The following is a 21,752-nucleotide window of genomic DNA, read 5'->3' as shown; positions in this document are numbered from 1 at the left end:
CCCGCTGCTGCGGGGGACCGCACGATGAACCTGTCCGGCCCCTTCATCCGCCGTCCGATCGGCACCGCGCTGCTGGCCATCGGCCTGTTCATGGTCGGCCTGATCTGCTATCTGCGCTTGGGCGTGTCCGCACTGCCGAATATCGAGATCCCGGTGATCTTCGTGCATGCCAGCCAGTCCGGCGCCGATGCGGCGACCATGGCCTCCACGGTGACCGCGCCGCTGGAACGCCATCTCGGCCAGCTGCCCGGTATCGACCGCATGCGCTCGTCGAGCTCGGAAGGCAGCTCGCTGGTGTTCATGATCTTCCAGAGTGGCCACAACATCGATTCGGCCGCGTTGGACGTACAGACCGCGATCAACTCGGCACAGGCCGACCTGCCCTCTGGCATGGGGTCGCCGATGTACCAGAAGGCGAACCCGAACGACGACCCGGTGATCGCCATCGCGCTCACCTCGCAGACGCAGTCGGCCGATGAGTTGTACAACGTCGCCGACTCGCTGCTGGCGCAGCGCATCCGCCAGATCAGCGGCGTGGCCTCGGTCGACATTGCTGGTGCTTCAACGCCGGCGGTACGCGTGGACGTCAACCTGCGCCTGATGAACGCGCTGGGCCTGACCGCCGATGACCTGCGCAACGCAGTGCGCGCGGCCAATGTGACCTCGCCGACCGGCTTCCTCAGCGATGGCAACACCACCACCGCGATCATCGCCAACGATTCGGTGGCCCGCGCCGCCGACTTCGCCGACCTGGTGGTCAAGACCCAGGGCGATGGTCGGGTGATCCGCCTGAAGGACATCGCCAACGTCTACGACGGCCAGCAGGACGCCTACCAGGCGGCGTGGTTCGACCACAAGCCGGCGGTGGTGATGTACGTGTTCACCCGTGCCGGCGCCAACATCGTGGAAACCGTGGACCGGGTCAAGGCGCAGATTCCAGCGTTGCGCGACTACCTGCAGCCAGGTACCACGATGACGCCGTACTTCGACCGGACACCCACCATCCGCTCGTCACTGCATGAAGTGCAGATCACCCTGCTGATCAGCCTGGCGATGGTGGTGCTGACCATGGCGCTGTTCCTGCGCCGCCTGGCACCCACGCTGATCGCCGCGGTGACCGTGCCGCTGTCGCTGGCCGGTGCCGCGCTGGTGATGTACGTGATGGGCTTCACCCTGAACAACCTGAGCCTGCTGGCGCTGGTGATCGCGATCGGTTTCGTGGTGGACGATGCGATCGTGGTGATCGAGAACATCATGCGCCACCTCGACGAAGGCATGCCGCGGATGCAGGCGGCGCTGACCGGCGCGCGTGAGATCGGCTTCACCATCGTCTCGATCACCGCCTCGCTGGTGGCGGTGTTCATTCCGTTGCTGTTCGCCAGCGGCATGATGGGCGCGTTCTTCCGCGAGTTCACCGTCACCCTGGTGGCGGCCATCGTGGTGTCGATGATCGTCTCGCTGACGCTGACCCCGGCGCTGTGCAGCCGCTTCCTCAGCGCACATGACCACAAGGCCGCGCCGTCGCGCTTCGGCCGCTGGCTGGATGCTGGCCATGAGCGCATGCTGCGCATCTACACCGTGTTCCTCGACTTCTCGCTGCGCCACGCGCTGCTGCTTTCGCTCACCCCGCTGATCCTGATCGGCGTCACCATCTTCCTGTTCGGTGCCGTGAAGAAGGGCGCGTTCCCGCCGCAGGACACCGGCCTGATCTGGGGCCGCGCCAACTCCAGCGCCACCGTCTCCTTCGAGGACATGGTCAGCCGCCAGCGACGCATCACCGACATGCTGATGGCCGACCCGGCGGTGAAGACCGTGGGCGTGCGCCTGGGCAGCGGCCGCCAGGGCTCCAGCGCACAGTTCAACGTCGAGCTGAAATCGCGCAAGGACGGCCGCCGCGAAACCACCGCGCATGCACTGGCACGTTTGAGCGCCAAGGCTGACCGCTACCCCGACCTGCAGCTGCGCCTGCGCGCGATCCAGGACCTGCCCAGCAACGATGGCGGTGGCAGCAGCCAGGGCGCGCAGTACCGCATCTCGCTGCAGGGCAACGACCTGGCGTCGCTGCAGGAATGGCTGCCCAAGCTGCAGGCGGCGCTGAAGAAGAACCCGAAGCTGCGCGATGTCGGCACCGACGTCGACAATGCCGGGCTGCGCCAGAACATCGAGATCGATCGCGCCAAGGCCGCACGCCTGGGTGTCTCGGTCGGCGCCATTGATGGCGCGCTGTACGGCGCGTTCGGCCAGCGCCAGATCTCGACCATCTACTCGGACATCAACCAGTACAGCGTGGTGGTCAACGCCCTGCCCTCGCAGACCGCCACGCCGGCGGCACTGGACGAGGTATACGTGCGGGCGCGCAACGGCGACATGGTGCCGATCACGGCGATCGCCAAGCAGGTGCCAGGACTTGCACCGTCGCAGATCACCCATGAAAACCAGTACACGACGATGGACCTGAGCTACAACCTGGCGCCGAACGTGAGCATGGGCGAAGCCAAGGCGATCATCGATGCCACCGTGGCCGGCATGCGCATGCCGGGTGATATCCGTTTGGCCGATGACGCCGGCTTCGGGTTCAATTCCGACCCCAGCGACATGCTGATCCTGGTGTTCGCGGCCATCCTGACCGTGTACCTGGTGCTGGGCATGCTGTACGAGAGCCTGATCCACCCGGTCACCATCCTGTCCACGCTGCCGGCGGCGGGCGTGGGCGCGCTGCTGGCGCTGTTCGGCACCAACACCGAGCTGTCGGTGATCTCGATGATCGCGCTGGTGCTGTTGATCGGCATCGTCAAGAAGAACGCGATCATGATGATCGACTTCGCGCTGGTGGCGCAGCGCGAACATGGGCTGGCCCCACGCGAAGCGGCACGTGAGGCCAGCATCGTGCGCTTCCGGCCGATCATGATGACCACGATGGTGGCGATCCTAGCCGCGGTGCCACTGGCGATCGGCCTGGGCGAAGGTTCGGAACTGCGCCGTCCGCTGGGTATCGCGATGATCGGTGGCCTGCTGTTCTCGCAGAGCCTGACCCTGCTCAGCACGCCGGCCCTGTATGTGATCTTCTCCTGCCTGTCCGAGCGTTGGCGGGCACGTCGCGCACGCAAGCGCGAAGCGAAGCTGCTCAAGCGCGCGCAGCGGGCGTAGCACGGCCCATCCACGCATGGCGTGGATCTACTCTGCCTGGTACCTCTGGTGGGTGCGGACCGTTGGTCCGCACGCCTCCGGGTTTGACGTGCCGTAACGAAAAGAGAACAATTCTCATCCAGCCATGGTCCTGCGCCCCGTTGTGGCGCCCCGCTGCCGGCTTCCGGCACGCCTGCGTGATCCCAGCCACTGCCCCTTCCCCCACCCGTGGGCGGATGGCCTGTGGCCGTCCGTCGAGGACCACCATCGATGCTGCCTTCCCGTCTCCCCCGCCTGGCCCTGCTGGCCACCGCCCTGTCCGTCGCCTGCGCTGCCCATGCCGAAGCGCCGGCCGCCAGCCGTAACGCCACCGATCTGGATGCGGTGAAGGTCACCGCCGAACGCACCCATACCGACGCCGGTGCACTGGGCGACCGCGCCCTGCGCGACACTCCGTTCGCGATCACCGCTGTTGGCCGCGAGCAGATCGAGCAGCGCCAGGTGGTCTCGCTGGGCGAAGCCTTCCTGCTCGACCCCTCGGTCACCACCCAGGTCAGCGCCTATGCCAGTGGCTGGAGCTCGCCGATCCGCAATCGCGGTATCGAACTGAATTTCGACAGCTATCGCGTCAATGGCCTGCAGGTCTCTTCCTGGGGTACCGAATGGCCGCTGGAAGTGATGGAACAGGTCGATCTGCTGAAAGGCCCGGGCGGCTTCCTGTACGGGTTCGGTGCCCCCGGCGGCATCGTCAACTACATCACCAAGAAGCCGACGGACACGCCCACCTTCTCCGCCCAGCTGGGCTGGCGCGAACAGGGCATCGTCAGCGGCGGCATCGACGTTGGCGGCCGCTTCGGCAACGAGCAGATGTTCGGCTACCGCTTCAATGCCTTCCAGGAAAAGGGCGAGACCTTCAATGGTGGTCACGTCGATCGCAAGGTAGGCGCACTGTCGCTGGATGCGCGCCTGAGCGATGTACTGACCTGGACCGCAGAAGGCGTGTTCCAGTCACGCGATTTGAGCAACGAAGCACCTCAGTACTCCTTCAGCGGCTTGACCTCGTTGCCGCGTCCGATTGCCGGTGATGTCGACAACAGTGTGCCCGGCACCTACTACGACACCCGTTCCAGCCTGCTGTCGACCGGCATGAACTGGCAGATCAACAGTAACTGGAAGGCCAGCCTGATCTACGGCGTCACCACCTCGTGGAACGATGTCAACAAAATCTTCGCCCCTCTGACGAACAGCGCCGGCGATATGGGGGTGTACGCCTATGAACTGGGCGGCAAGAGCGAGTGGAAGCTGACCCAGGCGATGGTCCAGGGCCGTCTGCAGACCGGCCCGCTGCAGCACCAGATCGTCGCTGGCGTGAGTCACCAGAGCGGACTGGGCTGGGATCGCCCCAATGTCTACAGCAATGTGGGCAAAGGCAACCTCTACCAGCGCAGCACCCTGCGCCATGATGCGGTGGCCAGCCGTGCGACGACCCGCGGCGATGAAACCGTGCAGCAGGCGGTGTTCTTTAGCGATACCGTCGACTTTGGACGCGGTTGGTCCGCCCTGGCCGGCTGGCGCTACAACGACTTCCAGGTCAAATCCAGCAGCGGCTACCACACCTACCCGGTAACGCCGACCTATGCGCTGATGTTCAAACCCAGCGATGCAGTCACCCTCTACGCCAGCTACATCGAATCGCTGGAGGCGGGCAGCCGCGTTGGCATCGACTACGTCAACGCGAATGAACTGCTCGATCCCACCATCAGCAAGCAGTACGAGATCGGAGCCAAGATCGAAGCCGTGCGCTGGAGCGCCAACGTGGCTGCTTTCCGGCTGGAGCGCGGCGCCAACATCGACCAGCCGATCGCCGGCAGCCTGCCTCGCCTGGTGCAGGATGGCATCACGCTGTACGAAGGCATCGAAGCCAGTGGCGACCTGCACCTGACAGACGCGCTGACGGTGGGAGGCGGCGTGACCTGGCTGGACCCGACCTACGACAAGTTGTCGCCGGGCAGCGCCTCGCAGGAAGGCAAGCGCACCTCAGGTGCTGCGCGCTGGAGCGGGGTACTGCATGCCAGCTACCAGCTGCCCTGGGTGGATGGGCTGGAGACCTACGCCGCCGTGCGCTACTACGGCGATGTCTGGTATGACGCCAACAACACCCTGAAGTTGCCCGACTACACGCTGGTCAATGCAGGCATCGGCTATCGCCTGCTCGCCTCGGGCCACCCGGTGACCGTGCGCGGCAGCGTGGAAAACCTCGCCAACCGGAAGTACTGGTCGAACGCGGGCGTCGGCCTGCCGCGCACGTTCGCTGTGAGCGTGCGGTTCGACATGTAAGGCGCGGCAAAAACGGTAGTACCGGTCGCCGGCCGGCGCCTTGCACCTTCGTCCGGGCGCATGAGAGCCGGCCAGCGGCCGGTACTACCGGGTATCGAGCGGAAAATCATCCACGCATGGCGTGGATCTACCATTTCACGCGTGGCCCGCAATAATGGTGGGAGACCCTTCCACCGAGCCTGCATGTCCGCCCACGAATCCCGTCTCAGCCGCCTGTGGGCCCACGAAAAGGCCAGTTACGGCCTGCGCGTGTTCATCGCCCTGACCGCAGCGCTTGCCGTGTGCTGGCAGCTGGATGCGCTCACCGCGCTGCCCGGCGTGTTCCTCGGCATCATCGCCAGCGCCATCGCCGAGACCGACGACAACGGGTGGGGCCGGACCAAGGCGGTACTGCTGTCGCTGCTGTGCTTCTGCCTTGCCGCCGCCTCGGTGATCTGGCTGTTTCCGTGGCCATGGGTCTTCATCGGCGCGCTGGCGCTGTCCACCTTCGGCCTGACCCTGCTGGGTGCGCTCGGCGAGCGCTACGCGTCGATCGCCCAGGCCACGGTCACACTGGCCATCTACACCATGATCGGGCTGGAGCAGCATGGCGCCAGCGACCTGCACAGCGCGCTGGAAGCGGTCAGCCACCTGCTGGCCGGTGCGGTCTGGTACGGCCTGCTGTCGATCCTGTGGACCGCGCTGTTTGCCAACCGCCCGGTACGCGAACGCGTGGCACGACTGTACGTTGAGCTGGGCCGCTACCTGCAGTTGAAAGCTGCGCTGTTCGAGCCGGTACGCGAGGCCGATCTGCAGCGTCGCCAGCTGGACCTGGCCGAACAGAACCGGCGCGTGGTCGGTGCATTGAACGAGGCCAAGACCGCCATCCTGGCGCGCTTCGGCCGCTCCGGCCGGCCCGGCGTCAATTCCGGCCTGTACCTGCGCCTCTATTACATGGCACAGGATTTCCACGAGCGCGCCAGCTCTTCGCACTACCCCTACGGCGCGCTGGTCGATGCCTTCTTCCACAGCGACGTGCTGTACCGCTGCCAGCGCCTGCTCGACCTGCAGGGCCAGGCCTGCGCGCGGCTGGGCGAGGCGATCCGCCTGCGCCGTCCATTCGTGTATGGCGAAAGCAACCAGCAGGCCGGGCGTGACCTCGCCGACGCCCTGTCCTACCTGCGCGACCAGCAGCGCCCGCAGTGGCAGCGCCTGCTCGGTTCGCTGGACCTGCTGGTGCACAACCTGCGCAGCATCGAGCGCCGCCTGCTGGATGCGGAGCGCTCCGAGGCCAGCCTGGACAACGTCGATACGCGCCTGCGCGACAGCAATCCGCACACCCTGCGCGAGATGGGTGTGCGCGTGCGCCAGCAACTCACGCCCGGCTCGGTCCTGTTCCGCCACGGCCTGCGCATGGCGTTGGCACTGATCGCCGGTTTCGCGGCGATCCGCCTGTTCAATGCCCAGAACGGCTCGTGGGTGCTGCTGACCATCGTCTTCGTGTGCCGCCCCAACTTCGGTGCCACCCGCCAGCGCCTGGCGCAACGCATCGCCGGCACCGTGGCTGGCCTGGTGTTGACCTGGGCGCTGTTGCAGTTGTTCCCGCAGCTGCACGTGCAGCTGCTGATCGCGCTGCTGTCGGCGCTGTTGTTCTTCTTCACCCGCACCGACCGCTACCTGGTGGCCTCGGCGGCGATCACGGTGATGGCCCTGACCTGCTTCAACCTGATCGGCGATGGCTTCGTGCTGATCGTGCCGCGCATGGTCGATACGTTGCTGGGCTGTGCGATTGCCGCCGCCGCCGCATTCCTGATCCTGCCCGACTGGCAGGGCCGCCAGCTGCACCTTGTGCTGGCGCGCGTGCTGGACACCGCCGCGCGCTACCTGGATTCGGTGCTGGGCCAGTACCGCAGTGGCATGCGCGATGACCTGGCCTACCGCATCGCCCGCCGCGACATGCACAACGCCGATGCCGCGCTGTCCACCGCGCTGTCGAACATGCTGCGCGAGCCGGGCCACGTGCGCCGCAACCTGGATGCCGGTTTCCATTTCCTGGCGTTGTCCAACATGCTGCTCGGCCATCTTTCGGCGCTGGGTGCGCACCGCGACCAGGTGGACAGTTACGCCGGCGATCCGCTGGCGCTGGCCGCCGGTGAGCGCGTGCGCAAGGCGCTGCAGCAGCTGTCCTCGGCCCTCACCGCACGGCAACCGGTCAGCGAGGACGACAACGACGCCGACCGCGCGGTGGCGGCCGAGCTGGAACAGATAGAGGACACCATGCCGCCGAAGCTGCAGTTGATCCGCACGCAGATGGCACTGGTGCTGCGGATGCTGCCGAAGGTGCGGGCGGCGGCCAATGAAGCGGTGCGCACGCTCACCTGACAGCCTGGCGCCGGGCATGGCCTGGTGCGGGACCGCGTTCCATCCACGCATGGCGTGGATCTACTGCGCCGCCTGCAACATCGTGTTGCGCCTGGCGATGCGCCCCGATCACGTTCCTGCGCGGATACTGGGTGATCCCCTGCTCCCGGACTCCCCATGAAGATCGAACTCGGCGGCCGTACCGCGCTGGTCACCGCCTCCACCGCCGGCATCGGCCTGGCAATCGCCCAAGGCCTGGCCACGGCGGGTGCGCAGGTCATCCTCAACGGCCGCAGCACCGACAGCGTTGAACGTGCACGCCAGCGCCTGCTGGATGCCGTTCCGGACGCCGTCGTGCTCGGCATCGCTGCCGACCTGTCCGATGCAGCCGGCGTTGACACGCTGCTGGCCGACCTGCCCAAGGTCGACATCCTGGTCAACAACGCCGGCATTTTCGGGCCCGAGGACTTCTTCGAGACCAACGATGCCACCTGGGAGCGCTACTGGCAGACCAATGTGATGTCCGGCGTGCGCCTGTCGCGTGCACTACTGCCGGCGATGGTCGATGCCGGTTGGGGCCGCGTGCTGTTCATCTCCTCCGAATCGGCCCGCAACATTCCCGCTGACATGATCCATTACGGGGTCAGCAAGACCGCGCAGCTGTCGTTGTCGCGTGGCCTGGCCAAGCGCGTGGCTGGCAGCGGTGTCACCGTCAACGCGGTGCTGCCCGGTCCGACCCTGTCCGATGGCTTCGCGGCGATGTTCGAAGATGAACGTCAGCGCAGCGGCAAGCCGCTGGAACAGATCGGCCGCGAGTTCGTGATGGCGCAGCGGCCGTCTTCGGTGATCCAGCGCGCCGCGACGGTCGAAGAGGTAGCCAACATGGTGGTGTACCTGGCCTCGCCGCAGGCCTCGGCCACCTCCGGTGCCGCACTGCGCGTGGATGGCGGCGTGGTTGACGATATCGTCTGAGATCGCTGGAGGTGTGCGGACCAACGGTCCGCACCCACAGTTGTGGGGGTCTGGGTAGATCCACGCCATGCGTGGACGCATCCCGTGACGGTCCCGACGGATGGGCAGGAATGCTAGGCTGCGCCGGTCAAGGAGGTTCCATGTCCGGTCACAACCAGTTCGCCCTGCTGCGCCAGCGCCGTTTCCTGCCGTTCTTCGTCGTGCAGGCGCTCGGTGCGTTCAACGACAACGTGTACCGGCAGGCGATCATCAGCATGTTGCTGTTCATGGCCGTGCCGGAGGAAGAACTGGGGCTGTATGCCACGCTGGCCCCGGCCATTTTCATCCTGCCGTACTTCCTGTTCTCAGCACTGGCCGGGCAGATCGCCGACAAACTGGAAAAATCGCGGCTGATCGTGATCACCACCAGCATGGAGATCGTGATCATGTCGCTGGCCGCCACCGGCTTCCTCACGCAGAGCCTGCCGGTGCTGCTGGTCGCCCTGTTCTGCACCGGCATGCAGTCGACGTTGTTCGGCCCGGTGAAGTATTCGGTGCTGCCGTCGGTGCTGAAGCCCGAGGAGCTGACTGGCGGCAACGGGCTGGTCGAGATGGGCACCTCGATGTCGATCCTCACCGGCATGATCGTGGGCGGCCTGGTGTTCACCGTGGCCGGCAGCCACGGCACGGTGGTGGCGGCCTGCGCGATCATCGGCCTGGCGATCTGCGGCAACATCGCCGCGCGCCTGATTCCCAAGGTCGACGCCGGCGACCCCGGCCTGAAGATCAACTGGAACCCGCTGCCGGAATCACTGGCGGTGCTGCGCATGGCGCGCCAGCAGAAAGCGGTGCGCAACGCGATCCTGGGCGTGTCCTGGTTCTGGTTCGTCGGCACCGTGCTGACCTCTCAGCTGCCGGCCTATGCGGTGACCAACCTCGGCGGCGAACCGACGCTGTACATCTTCGCCCTGGCCCTGTTCTCGGTGGGCACCGGCGTCGGCTCGCTGCTGTGCGAGAAGCTGTCGGCGCGCACAGTGGAAATCGGCCTGGTGCCGCTGGGTGCGTTCGGCATGACCGCGTTCCTGCTCGACCTGTACTTCGCGCGCAGTGGCGAAGCAACGGTACACGGGCTGACCATCGGGACGTTCCTGCAGCAGCCGGGCAGCATTCGCATCGTCATCGACCTGATCGGCATCGGCCTGTTCACCGGCATCTTCGTGGTGCCACTGTTCGCGTTGATCCAGAGCCGCACCCCGAAGGCACAGATGTCGCGCGTGTTCGCGGCGTTGAACATCCAGAATTCCGGCTTCATCGTCGGCGCCGCGCTGCTGTCGCTTGCCGCGCACAAGCTGCTGCACTGGACCATTCCGCAGCAGTTCCTGGCGCTGGCCATCGCCAACGCGCTGGTGGCGATCTACATCTTCACCATCGTCCCCGAATTCCTGATGCGTTTTCTCAGCTGGGTGATGGTGCGCACTCTTTACCGCCTGCGCCCGCACGGCATCGAGGCCAACGTACCCGACGAGGGCGCCGCGCTGCTGGTCTGCAACCACGTCAGTTACATGGACGCGCTGATCCTGTCAGCGACGATTCCGCGACCGGTGCGCTTCGTCATGTACTACAAGATCTTCAACATCCCGGTGATGCGCTGGATCTTCCGGACGGCCAAGGCGATCCCGATTGCCGGTGCGCGCGAGGATCCGGCGCTGATGCAGCGCGCGTTCGACGAGATCGACGCAGCCCTGGCCGAGGGTGAGCTGGTGTGCATCTTCCCGGAAGGCGCACTGACCAAGGATGGTGCGATGGCGCCATTCAAATCCGGCGTCGAGAAGATCCTCGAGCGGCGGCCGGTGCCGGTGGTACCGATGGCCCTGCGCGGCATGTGGTCGAGCATGTGGAGCCGGCGCGACAGCCGCTTGGGCCGCATGCGCGTACCACGCCGTTTCCGCGCCACCATCGAAGTGGTGGCGGCACCCGCCGTGGATGGCCACACCACCAGCGCCCCGGTGCTGGAAGCCCAGGTGCGGGCCCTGCGTGGTGATCACGCCTGATCGGCCCCACGGCCACTGGTAACCCTTCCTAGCGACAGTACTCCCCGATGCCCTCGAGAAGGACGGCCTCTGTTTCATTGCAGAGGCCCGTACGATGGCGTCCAGTCAAGGGCCATATGCGCCAACATCTGACTGTAAACGCATACATGCAACGTCGGTTGCGGTAGATTACGCACCCACAGGGGGGAGGTCCGGCCGTTTCATCACGGCTGGCCACCAAGGAATGGAGTCTTGCTTTGAATCAACCACCACCGCTCAGCCGTCCGGTCTACATCCCCAACCATCTGGTCTGGGCGATCCTGACGACGCTGTTCTGCTGCCTGCCGCTGGGCGTGGTGTCGATCGTTTATGCCTCCCAGGTCGATGGCCGTCGCGCGGCCGGCGACCTGCCGGGGGCTTACAGCGCGTCGCGCAAGGCGGGCTGGTGGGCAGTGGCTTCGGCCGTGTCCCTGCCGGTCCTGTTGCTGTTGTGGTTCGGGCTGTTCGGCGGCTTGGCCGTGCTGGGCGCTCTTTCCGACCAATGATTCACCACCACCACCCATCAAGGAGCTTGAACCCATGAATACTGCTACTCCGCAGGTCCCGAACAACCTGGTCTGGGCCATCCTGACCACCCTGTTCTGCTGCCTGCCGGCCGGCATCGTGTCGATCGTCTACGCCGCACAGGTCAACGGCAAGCTGGCCGCCGGCGACATCGCAGGTGCCCAGGATTCGGCCGCCAAGGCCAAGAAGTGGGCCATCTGGTCGGCCATCGCCTGGGCCGTGCTGGTCGTGCTGTACGTGCTGTTCTTCGTTGTGCTCGGCGGCATGGGCGCAATGAGCAACAGCGGCTACTGATACGCCTGGACGGATCCGGCGCCTGCGCCGGATCCGTTGCTGCATGTCCGCGCTTCCCGCTCGTTCCCGACTCGCCCGCTGGGCGCCTCTGCTGGTTTCCGCCGGCCTGGCCGTGGGCGCCACGGCGGTGCTGCGCAACGTCAATCCGTACGTCGCCGGCAACCCGTTGCCGAGCTGCCCGCTGTACGCGCTGACCGGCCTGTACTGCCCGGGCTGTGGCAGCACGCGCTGCCTGTATTCCCTGGTCCACTTCGACCTGCCCGGCGCGATGGCGATGAACCCCCTGCTGGTCATCAGCCTGCCGTTCCTGCTGCTGATGCTGCTGAACATCGCCGGCATTCGCCCCCGTGTGCTCGACCCGCTGATGCGGGTGCTGGCCAATCCCGTGTTCTGGCTCTGGGTGCTGCCCGGGTATGCGCTGCTGCGCAACCTGCCATGGGCACCGTTCACTGCACTGGCACCGATCTAGGTTTCCAGCCAACGGCGCAGCCCCTCGTGGTGGGTCGGTATCTGAAGGCAGAATCGCCAGGGTTGGCCGGGCGGGTGGGCTGCGCAGGGGCCGCTGCAAGTCCCCCTCCGGGGCCCAGCCCAGCCGCTGGCGGCTGTGCGTTCGGTCGCTCGCGAAGCAGTGCTTCGCAAGCAAAGCGCCCTCACCCATGTAAGCTCGGTCGCCGCTTGCTCGTGTGCGCAGTCCTGCGCACACGAGCAAGGCGCCATCGAGCCCCCAGGGACGGGTTTACGGCGTGTCCTGCAGCCCCACACCGCCCCGCCCAACCCTCAGCAACCCAGAGCCGCTTTGGCTTTGGCTTTGGCCTCTGCAGGTGCAGGGCTGCAAGCCCTGCAAAGCAACTACGTCACCCAGCCTGCAATCACCAGCAGGGCGAGGATCGCCAGCCACAGCAGCAGCATCCGCCACACCAGGCTCATCGCATCACGCAGATCCGGCAGCCGCTGCCACACCGGCAACAATCCTGCCTCGGTGTAATCGTGTGCATCCTCGCGCAGTTCGGCGTTGACACTGGCCCGGGCCACCGCGCCCAGGAAGCCTATGTTCCCGGCCAGACGCTCGCCATGGGCCTGACGCCAGGCCTTCCACGCCGTATCGAAGTTGCCCACCAGCGCCATCGAAAACGCCATCAGCTGCGCCACCGGCCACTCGACCCAGCCCAGCAGGCGCTGCGCCACCGCCAGTGGCTCCACCGGCACGCGTGCGCGCATCGGGCTTTCCGCCATCAGCGCCAGCAGCCGGTAGCCGAGCGCACCGGCCGGACCCAGCAACAGGAACCAGAACAGCACCGCGAACCAGCGTCGCAATGCATTGAGCACCGTCGCTTCCACCAGTGACGGAATGTCATCGCGCAGACTGCCGCCGGCCGACTGCAGGTTGCGCACCGCTGCCTGGCGCGTCGCCGCATCGTCGGCATCGATGATCGCTTCGATATCACGGTCCAGGTCGCGCGGGCCCCAGCACCAGGCCAGCACCGCCACGCCCAGCAGCAGTGACGGCAGGCCGAACAGCACGCCGCGCAGCAGCCAGGCCAGCAGCGCCATCAACAGCAGCGGCGGCAGCAGCGCCAGGGCGACGCCTGCCGGCCCCTGCCAGGCCTTGCCACCGCGTGCGTCCAGCCAGCCCAGCCAGCGCCGGAAGCCGTCGAAACGGCGCAGCGAAGCGGCAGCGGCCGGGGCCACATGGCCCAGGGCCAGTGCCACCAGCACGGCGGCCAGAGTGGTGAACATGGCAGGTCTCCCTACGAAACAGAACGCTCGGCGTCGCTACCTTACCTGTCGCAGCGACGCCTCCCGCGATGGATCGCACTGTAACCCGAGGCGTGTTCAGGTGGCGGCAATGCTGGCACCAGGGCGCACCTTGCAACCCCTTGCCATCAGCCCTGCTGCTGGCGGTACCAGTGCTCGATCAGCCCCCGCGAAATCGAGATCGGCGGCGACAGGCGGATGCCCTGGCCATCGTCCTCCACATCGCGTGCCAGTGCCGCGCCCACCTCTTCGGCGCTGAACCAGCGCGCGTCTTCCAGCTCACCGTCCACGGTCGGCAGGTCATCCTGCGCCTGTGCGCGGAAGCCGATCATCAGCGCGCCAGGGAACGGCCACGGCTGCGAACCGAGGTATTGGCAGGCGGTCACCCGCACCTTGCTCTCCTCGTGTACTTCGCGCACCACGGTCTGTTCGAAGGTCTCGCCCGGTTCGACGAAGCCGGCCAGCACCGAGTAACGGCGCGGCGCCCAGTTGGACTGCCGGCCAAGCAGCAGCCGGCCCTGGTTCTCGACGGCCACGATCACTGCCGGATCAACCCGCGGGTAGTGCTCGGTGGAACACTGCGCGCAGCGACCGACGAAGCCGCCGCGGGCAAACGCCACGGCGCCGCCGCACACGCCGCAGAAGCGGGTGCGCGAATGCCAGTAGGACATGCCACGGGCGTAGCTGAAGGCGGTCGCATCGGCCATCGACCACAGCAGGGCGGCCTGGCGCAGGTCGAGGCGGCGGGGCGCCGTGATGGTGATGCTGGCGGCTTCGACCGAGAACCAGGCCTGTTCGCCACGCAGACCGAGGAAGATCGCGGCACCGGGGCCTCCGCCGAGATCTGCGCCGGTCAGCGCCAGTGGCTGGTCGTCATCGGCGGTGAAGGCGGTACCGTCCTGGTCGAGCACGAGGATGCGCGCGCCCGGCCACAGGCGCGCCAGTGCATCGGCATCGTCGCGCAGGGCATCGGCGCGCTCCAGCGGTTCGCCAACGAAGGCGAAACCGGAAAGCGGCGAAGAAATAGTGGGCATCCGGCAAGCGTGCCGCCAATCGATGCGGGTGGCAAGGTCGGCGCTGTGCGCAATCTGCCGTTACGGTTGCAGGAAAGACCATCCACGCATGGCGTGGATCTACCGAAGGCAGCGCGGGGCACATGCCCCACGCCCGCAATCACATGCTGAAGCTGCTGCCGCAGCCGCAGGTGGTCTTCGCGTTCGGGTTGCGGATCACGAACTGGGCACCGGTCAGGCTCTCCGTGTAGTCCACCTCGGCACCCATCAGGTACTGCAGGCTCAGCGGGTCAACCAGCAGGGTCACCCCGCTGGTCTGCACGGCCAGATCATCTTCGGCGCGGTTCTCGTCGAACTCGAACCCATACTGGAAGCCCGAACAGCCGCCCCCTTCGATGTACACGCGCAGGGCCAGCTCGAGGTTGCCCTCTTCCTGGATCAGGGATTTGACCTTGGCGGCCGCCGACTCGGTGAAGTTCAGCGGGCGCTCCAGCGACTGGTAATCGGGCGCGGCAACCGGGGTGGTGCCGGGCAGGGAGACTAGCGTGCTCATGGTGTCAGCATGGGGCCGCCGACGATGGCTTTCAAGCCATCGCCTCGGCCAGCTTGCGGCGCGCAGCGGTGTCGCCCTTGCCACCATTGGCCTCGTCGCTTTCCGGGGCAGGCAGGGCCGCCATCGGGGCGCTGGCATGGATCAGGCGTCCGTTCAGCTGGGCGCCCGCATTCATTTCCACCACCTGGTAGTGGACATTGCCGTTGACCCGCGCGCTCGGGGTCAGTTCGACCTTCTCAGTGGCATGCACGTCGCCATCCAGGCGGCCGCTGATGACCACCACCTGGGCACGGATCTCGCCCTCGATCACGCCATGCTCGGCGACCGTCAGGGTCGCGCCGCTGGCGCCTTCGGCGGCAATCACCTTGCCGTGGATGCGGCCTTCCACATACAGGCCACCACTGAATTCCACATCACCGCGGATCACCACCTGGTTGCCGATCAGGGCATCCACCACCAACTGGCCTTCACGGTTGGATTTGCTGCTTCCGAACATCTGCCTACTCCCCTTTGGCGGCCGGCGCACCGGCCTGTTTCCAGTCGAATACCTGGGTGGTGCCCCCCGCACCACTCCCCAATGTCACCCTCACCCGTTGCGGGGTGAAGTCAGCCGGCAGCATCACACTGCCGCTGATCTGCTGGAAGTACCGGAACGAGTAATCCTGTCCCGGTACTTTGCTGCGCTGGTGCAGATCATCCCAGCTGATCGTGGCCAGCTTGCCGTTCTTCACGCCTTCCACGGTGAAACGCATCTGCCCCTGGCTGATGGCACCGCGGTTGAGGTTCTGGGTCAGCACAGCGGTGTACTGCCAGGTGCCGGCCGCTTCGGGGCTGAACTCGATCGAATGGGTGTTCAGGCCCTTGCGCTGGCTGGTCGAACCCACCAGACGCTCATAGAAAGCAACGTCGGCACGCAGGCCGGCGATTTCTTCATCACGCTCGGCCAGCGAGGACTGCACCTCGGTGTTGGCGGCGCGGCTGATGCGGTCGGAGGCTTCCAGCGTGGCCTGCTTCTGGCGCAACTCGGTCAGCTGCGCCTGCAGGTTCTCGGCACGCTTTTCGGCAGCCTGCAGTCGCTGGCCCTGTGCATCGCGCGGGGCGGCCATCCAGCAGCCCCCCAGCGCGGCCAGCACCAGGCTGAGCAGCCAGATGCCACCGATCACCAGCAGGCGGCGGCGGTCGAGCGGTGGTTGCGGCGCGCCGGGCAGGCGAACCTGCACGCGCATGGGAGGGCGGTTGTTCATGGGTGGTTTCCGGGGCATCGCGCGGGCGACACCGGTACGGCCCCTGTGGCAAACGACGGGCTAGTGTATGACAGGACAGGTGGGTTTCCTGCGCATGGGCACGCGGCGGTCTGTGGCGTTCAGGCACGCCATCGTCGATAGTGTGGCCCCCTGCACAGTTCCGTCGCCGGAGCATCGCCATGACCGAAGCCCACCTGTTCGTGATCGGCATCCTGCTGGCCTGGCTGGCCGGCATCCGTGTCTACCTCACTGTGTTCGGTGTCGGCCTCGCCGGCCTGCTCGGCTGGGTCGACTTGCCACCCACCCTGCAGGCCACCGAGTCGTGGTGGGTGCTGGGCACCTCTGCGGCGCTGGCAGTAGCCGAATTCTTCGCCGACAAGATTCCCGGCGTGGACTCGGCCTGGGACCTCGTGCAGACATTGGCCCGCGTGCCAGCGGGGGCCTTCCTCGCCGCCGCCACGCTGTCGCCCGATGGGCAACTGGGCACCGGCGCACTTGCCGCCGGTGCCGGTGTGGCATTGGCCAGCCACGGCCTGAAGGCCGGCACCCGCGCACTCCTCAACACGTCACCTGAGCCAGCCAGCAACTGGGTCGCCTCTGCCGCCGAAGACACCGTGGTGATCGGTGGCCTGGCGCTTGCTCTGGCGCACCCGTGGATCGCGCTGGTGGTGGTGCTGGCCTGCAGCCTGGCCGGTGCCCTGCTGGTGTGGCTGGTCTGGCGCACCTTGTGGAAAGGCGTGCGCTGGCTGGCACGCGGTGTCTCCGCAGACAGTCCGCGGCAGCCCGGCACCGGTTGAGCGCCGGGCTTGTCGCATAATGGACGCGAACACCAGGAGCACCGATGGCCGCAAACGAATCCCCCGCGGGCGCCCGCCCGGGACGCGCTGAAACCCCTCCGGCCGATCATTGGCAGCGCTGGACCGCAGACCCGGCAAGCGCGGTCGCGACAGCACCGGCGGCAACCGCGCCATTGGCCGCTGTCGATACGCCGGCAACGATCGGCAGCGCGCCGCCACCGCTTCCCGGCGCACCTGCGCTGGCCGAAGCCGGCAACAACGACCAGGCACCGCCCCCCTCTGATTCGCCCTACCGCGTCCTGATCGTCGAGGATGACCGCGCCCAGGCCCTGTTCGCGCAGAGCGTGCTGCATGGGGCCGGGATGCAGGCGATCGTGCACAGCGATGCCGACGGCGCGCTGCAGGCGATCAAGGAACATCGCCCCGATCTGATCCTGATGGACCTGCACCTGCCCGGCCTGGATGGCATGCGCCTGACGGCGCTGATCCGCCAGCAGCCTGGCCTGCAGTTGCTGCCGATCGTCTTCCTCAGCGGCGATCCCGACCCTGAGCGCCAGTTCGAAGTCCTCGACAGTGGCGCGGATGACTACCTGAGCAAGCCGATCCGTCCGCGCCACCTGATCGCTGCGGTGGCCAACCGCATCCGCCGCGCACGCGCCCAGGCCGCGACCCTGCCCGGTGCTGCCGGCGCACCGGCCACCAGCAATCCGGAAACCGGCCTGCCGACCCGCCATCACGTGCTGCAGCAGCTCAACACCGCGCTCGCCCACCGCGACCACGGTGGCGTGTTCTTCATCGAAGTGGCCAGCGCACTGGGGCTGCGCGAGCGCTATGGCTACGCCGCATTCGAGCGCCTGATGGTGCAGGCCGGACAGCGCCTTGCCGAGGCCGGCCATCCGCACTTGTTGGCGCGTTTGAACGACAACAGTTTCCTGCTGCTGGCCCGACGCGCTGACGAGGAAAGCCTCGAAGGCATCGCCGCGATCCTGCGCGAACAGTTGTCGGCACGGGCGTTCGTGATCCGCGACGACGAATCGGTGCATCTGCGCGGCGTGGTCGGTTATGCGCCGATGTCGCCGGGCTTCGATGATGCCCACAGCGCCCTGGAAGCGGTTGAACGCACCACCCTGCAGGCGCGGCTGCTCAGCGCCGGCGTCGCCGGCCACGTGCATCGCCAGGCGATCACCGAACAGGAACACCTGGCCCTGCTGGAAGGCCAGCTGGAGCTGGCCTACCAGCCGATCGTCGCCGTCGCCGGCGGCAACACCGCGCAGTACCAGCTGCTGCTGCGCCTGCGCCAGGCCGATGGCACGGTGCTGGCGGCCAGCCAGGTCATTCCGGCAGCGGAAGCAGCTGGCCGCATCGCCGACCTCGACCAGCAGGTGATGGACCATGCGCTGGGCCTGCTCGATCTGTACCGGCATGCCACGCAACCATTGAACCTGTTCGTCTCGCAGTCGCTGCGCACCCTGCAGCGCGACGCCTTCGCCGACTGGCTGCTGGAATCGCTGCAGCGGCGCGACCTGCCCGGCAGTGCGCTGGTGATCGATGTACGCCTGCCCGACGCGCTGATCCATACCGTGCCACTGCAGCAGTTCTGCCAGCGCATGGCAGGCGCCGGCGTGCGTTTCTGCCTGAGCCAGTTCGAACCCGGTGGCGAGGCCGATGCGTTGCTGACCCAGTTGCCGCTGTCGTTCGTGCGCATGGCTGCGCGCTTCTCCAGCAGCCACGCCAACCCGGCCACCCGCGAAGAGCTGCGCAAGGCGATCGAGCAGGCGCATGCCGCCGGCCTGCAGATCATCGGCCAGCAGATTGAAGACCCGCAGGCCGCAGCCGCGATGTGGGTCGGTGGCGTCGACTACATCCAGGGCAACATGGTGCAATCGGCCGGCAGTGACCTGAACTTCGACTTCCACAACGCGGTGCTCTGACGTGCCGCTGTGGGCCGCGCTGCTGGTTGCCCTTGCTGCGGCCACCATCGCGCTGCTGATGGGCCTGCACCTGCGCACGCGCAACCGTGCGCTGGCCCAGCTGCAGCGCGAACGCGACGCGCTGGTCGCCGAGCGCGACCAGCTGCGCCACACCACCGAACGCCAGGGCCAGCTGGAACAGCAGCTGCTGCAGGCCAAGCAGGCCGCCGAAGCGGCGGTGCTGGCCAAGGGTGAATTCCTGGCCACGATGAGCCACGAGATCCGTACCCCGCTCAACGGCATCCTGCCGATGCTGGAGCTGATCGCGCGTGGACCGCTGGGCGAGGACCAGCGGCAGATGCTGGCCACTGCCTCGGCCAGCTCACAGCAGCTGCTGCGCATCGTCGATGACATCCTCGATTACTCGCGTCTGGAAGCACAGGCACTGGAACTGGAGATCACCAGCTTCAACCTGCGCGACCTGCTCGACGGCGTGGTGCAGCTGCTGCAGCGCGCAGCCGAAGCCAAGGGCCTGACACTGAGCCTGCAGCTGGACCCGGCCGTGCGCCTGCCCGTGCGCGGCGACCCCGTGCGCCTGCGCCAGGTGCTGGGCAATCTGCTGGCCAATGCCATCAAGTTCACTGCACGCGGCCAGGTGCAGCTGCGCGTGCAGCGGCTGGGCGAAGGTGCGGCGCAGCATCAGCTGCGCTTCGAAATCATCGATACCGGCATCGGCATCGACCAGGCACTGCAGGCGCGCCTGTTCCAGTCCTTCAGCCAGGCCGATGCCTCGACTACCCGCATCTATGGTGGCACCGGCCTGGGCCTGGCCATCTGCAAGCGCATCATCGACCTGATGCAGGGCCGCATCGGCGTGCAGTCCACGCCCGGCCAGGGCGCCACGTTCTGGTTCGAGATTCCGCTGCTGAAGGTGCCCGGCGATCTGCCCGCAATGGCGCGCGCACCGGCACCGCTGCTGTTGTTCAGCGCCGATGCCACACTGCAGGCACGCATTGAGCGTATCGCGGCCCACCACGGCCTGGAGGTTCAAGCGCTGTCGCAACTGGATACGCTGGTCGAACGCCTGCGCGCGGTGCCACGCCCGGGCCAACAGGCGCCCGCCTGGCTGCTGGTGGATGCACGTGTCCGCCGCAACGGCGAGGTGACGCTGCAGCGGGCATTGGCCGAACGCGGCGAGGACGACACGCTGCGGGTGCTGTGGCTGCAGGACCAGGCGCCTTCGCTGCCCCCGCGCCAGCACCAGCTGCCCGCCCAGTTCGACGATGCCGCCCTGCATGCACTGCTGGCCGTTCCGGTGATGCATGCACGCCCGTCCGCGCTGCTGGCCAACGCGGACGACGGACAGCCGGCAGCGTCACTACCGCCGCTGCACCTGCGTGTGCTGCTGGTGGAAGACAATACGGTCAACCGGATGGTGGCCGAACAACTGCTGCGGGTATTCCAGTGCAACGTGCGCAACGCCAGCGATGGTGAACAGGCGCTGCTCGCCCTGCGCGAGGGTGGCGTGGACGTGGTGCTGATGGACTGCCAGATGCCGGTGCTGGATGGCTACGCCGCCACCCGCCTCTGGCGCGCCGAAGAAATGGAAGCCGCCCGCCCACGACTGCCGATCATTGCGATGACCGCCAATGCCATGGCCGGCGACCGTGAACGCTGCCTGCAGGCCGGCATGGACGACTACCTGTCCAAGCCGATCACGCGCGCCACGCTGCACGCGCTGTTGCAGCGATGGGGTGGCGGGAAAGCTGCATCACCTGGACAACCTGTAGAGCCGAGCCATGATCGGCTGACGGCCAATTGCATTCGCACTCCATCAGCCGAGCATGGTCCGGCTCTACAAGGCACGAAAAGCCAAACGGTGACGCATCCGGTACTCGACCGTGATGTGCTGGACGAACTGCACGCGGTGATCGGCGATGCCGCTCTCCAGATCGTTTCGGTATTCCTGGAAGATGCACCGGCAATGGTCCAACAGCTGCAGAAGGCCGCGCAGGATGGTGACGAGCCACGCCTGCAGGCGCTCGCGCACACCCTGAAATCATCCAGTGCGAATGTGGGCGTGCTGTCGCTGTCGGCCGTAGCGCAGCGCATCGAGCACGAAGCCCGTGCCGGCAGCCTGCAGCGCCCTGCCGTGGCAGTGGCGCTGCTGGTTGCGGAGTTCGCCCGTGCGCGTGTGGCGCTGACGGGCTACCTTGCACAGCATCGGTAGAGTCGAGCCTGCTCGACTATCGCCATGCTGATCACAGTCGAGCAAGCTCGATGCTACGTCACTCTTCCAGCTTGCTCAGCAGGTACTTCGGCTCACCGATACGCTCGATCAGATCGAGCTGGGTTTCCAGCCAGTCAATGTGTTCCTCCTCCGAATCGAGGATCTTCACGAACAGCTGGCGGCTGACGTAGTCGCCAACCGAATCGGCATGCGCCACCGCCTCGCGCAGGGTGACCACGCCATCGCGTTCCAGCGACAGGTCGCACTGCAGGATCTCGGTCGGGTTCTCGCCGATGCGCAGCTTGCCCAGCGCCTGGAAGTTCGGCAGGCCTTCGAGGAACAGGATGCGGTCGGCGAGCATGTCGGCATGCTTCATCTCGTCGATCGATTCCTTGTACTCGTGTTCGGCCAGTTCCTTGATACCCCAGTTCTTCAGCATCTTGGCATGCAGGAAGTACTGGTTGATCGCGGTCAGCTCGTTGTAGAGGACCTTGTTGAGGAATTCGATGACCTTGGTGTCGCCCTTCATGGGGATGCTCCTGCACGCTGAAAACGCAGGCACTTTAGCGCCTTGCGTGCGGTCGTGAAGGAACGCGAATCGTGCGCAT

The 21,752-nt window shown here is 66.7% G+C and carries 17 protein-coding genes; 11 read left to right on the top strand and 6 right to left on the bottom strand.

Annotated features, from left to right (window positions below; translation table 11 throughout):
- Positions 1-24 precede the first annotated feature (24 nt).
- The 8 genes from ABR323_RS11090 (at position 25) to ABR323_RS11055 (ending at position 12,111) form a co-directional block, all read left to right on the top strand.
- A complete protein-coding gene (locus ABR323_RS11090; RefSeq protein ID WP_439449325.1) occupies positions 25-3,147 on the top strand; it encodes an efflux RND transporter permease subunit in 3,123 nt (1,040 codons plus the stop codon).
- A 249-nt stretch (positions 3,148-3,396) separates the two neighbouring features.
- Positions 3,397-5,463 carry a TonB-dependent siderophore receptor gene (locus tag ABR323_RS11085; protein WP_439449324.1) on the top strand — a complete coding sequence of 689 codons (2,067 nt, stop codon included), beginning with the start codon at positions 3,397-3,399 and terminating at the stop codon, positions 5,461-5,463.
- A 183-nt stretch (positions 5,464-5,646) separates the two neighbouring features.
- Positions 5,647-7,824, top strand: coding sequence for a YccS family putative transporter (gene yccS, locus ABR323_RS11080; RefSeq protein ID WP_439449323.1), 2,178 nt, complete (start codon positions 5,647-5,649; stop codon positions 7,822-7,824).
- Between the two features lie 156 nt (positions 7,825-7,980).
- On the top strand, positions 7,981-8,775 hold the full coding sequence (locus ABR323_RS11075) for an SDR family NAD(P)-dependent oxidoreductase (RefSeq protein WP_439449322.1): 795 nt from the start codon (positions 7,981-7,983) through the stop codon (positions 8,773-8,775).
- Positions 8,776-8,915: 140 nt separating this feature from the next.
- Positions 8,916-10,805, top strand: coding sequence for an MFS transporter (locus tag ABR323_RS11070; RefSeq protein WP_439449321.1), 1,890 nt, complete (start codon positions 8,916-8,918; stop codon positions 10,803-10,805).
- 236 nt (positions 10,806-11,041) lie between these two features.
- Positions 11,042-11,329, top strand: a complete 288-nt coding sequence (locus ABR323_RS11065; protein WP_012512303.1) for a CD225/dispanin family protein — start codon at positions 11,042-11,044, stop codon at positions 11,327-11,329.
- A 34-nt stretch (positions 11,330-11,363) separates the two neighbouring features.
- Positions 11,364-11,642: a CD225/dispanin family protein gene (locus ABR323_RS11060; RefSeq protein WP_005411298.1), complete on the top strand. Its 279-nt coding sequence runs from the start codon at positions 11,364-11,366 to the stop codon at positions 11,640-11,642.
- A gap of 43 nt (positions 11,643-11,685) precedes the next feature.
- Positions 11,686-12,111, top strand: coding sequence for a DUF2752 domain-containing protein (locus tag ABR323_RS11055; RefSeq protein ID WP_135275348.1), 426 nt, complete (start codon positions 11,686-11,688; stop codon positions 12,109-12,111).
- Between the two features lie 380 nt (positions 12,112-12,491).
- On the opposite strand, the gene ampE is transcribed toward ABR323_RS11055, so the two are convergent.
- From ampE to ABR323_RS11030, 5 genes are all read right to left on the bottom strand, one after another.
- Positions 12,492-13,379, bottom strand: coding sequence for a regulatory signaling modulator protein AmpE (gene ampE / locus ABR323_RS11050; protein ID WP_439449320.1), 888 nt, complete (start codon positions 13,377-13,379; stop codon positions 12,492-12,494).
- 146 nt (positions 13,380-13,525) lie between these two features.
- Positions 13,526-14,431: an NAD(+) diphosphatase gene (gene nudC, locus ABR323_RS11045; RefSeq protein WP_135275350.1), complete on the bottom strand. Its 906-nt coding sequence runs from the start codon at positions 14,429-14,431 to the stop codon at positions 13,526-13,528.
- A gap of 139 nt (positions 14,432-14,570) precedes the next feature.
- The gene (erpA, locus tag ABR323_RS11040; protein ID WP_135275351.1) at positions 14,571-14,963 is read right to left on the bottom strand and encodes an iron-sulfur cluster insertion protein ErpA; all 393 of its coding nucleotides are present in this window, start codon (positions 14,961-14,963) and stop codon (positions 14,571-14,573) included.
- Positions 14,964-14,994: 31 nt separating this feature from the next.
- Entirely contained in the window at positions 14,995-15,459 is a 465-nt protein-coding gene (locus ABR323_RS11035) for a bactofilin family protein (protein ID WP_135275352.1), read from the bottom strand.
- A 4-nt stretch (positions 15,460-15,463) separates the two neighbouring features.
- Positions 15,464-16,207: a DUF6776 family protein gene (locus ABR323_RS11030; protein WP_135275353.1), complete on the bottom strand. Its 744-nt coding sequence runs from the start codon at positions 16,205-16,207 to the stop codon at positions 15,464-15,466.
- Between the two features lie 179 nt (positions 16,208-16,386).
- Between ABR323_RS11030 and ABR323_RS11025 the strand changes: the two genes are divergently transcribed.
- From ABR323_RS11025 to ABR323_RS11015, 3 genes are read left to right on the top strand one after another with little or no spacing between them, the layout of a single operon-like run.
- Complete coding sequence (locus ABR323_RS11025; protein WP_439449319.1) at positions 16,387-17,004, top strand: DUF4126 domain-containing protein; 618 nt, start codon at positions 16,387-16,389, stop codon at positions 17,002-17,004.
- Between the two features lie 44 nt (positions 17,005-17,048).
- Positions 17,049-18,935: an EAL domain-containing protein gene (locus ABR323_RS11020; RefSeq protein ID WP_439449318.1), complete on the top strand. Its 1,887-nt coding sequence runs from the start codon at positions 17,049-17,051 to the stop codon at positions 18,933-18,935.
- Position 18,936: 1 nt separating this feature from the next.
- Positions 18,937-21,144: an ATP-binding protein gene (locus ABR323_RS11015; protein ID WP_439449317.1), complete on the top strand. Its 2,208-nt coding sequence runs from the start codon at positions 18,937-18,939 to the stop codon at positions 21,142-21,144.
- A gap of 58 nt (positions 21,145-21,202) precedes the next feature.
- Here ABR323_RS11015 and bfr read toward each other — a convergent pair whose 3' ends face one another.
- Positions 21,203-21,673, bottom strand: a complete 471-nt coding sequence (gene bfr / locus ABR323_RS11010; protein ID WP_033833577.1) for a bacterioferritin — start codon at positions 21,671-21,673, stop codon at positions 21,203-21,205.
- Positions 21,674-21,752: the final 79 nt, after the last annotated feature.

This window comes from Stenotrophomonas sp. ATs4, assembly GCF_051861585.1.
Taxonomy (GTDB): domain Bacteria; phylum Pseudomonadota; class Gammaproteobacteria; order Xanthomonadales; family Xanthomonadaceae; genus Stenotrophomonas; species Stenotrophomonas maltophilia_AS.
The sequence above is the reverse complement of the archived record's forward strand: the minus strand, read 5'-3'. Positions and strand labels throughout refer to the sequence as shown.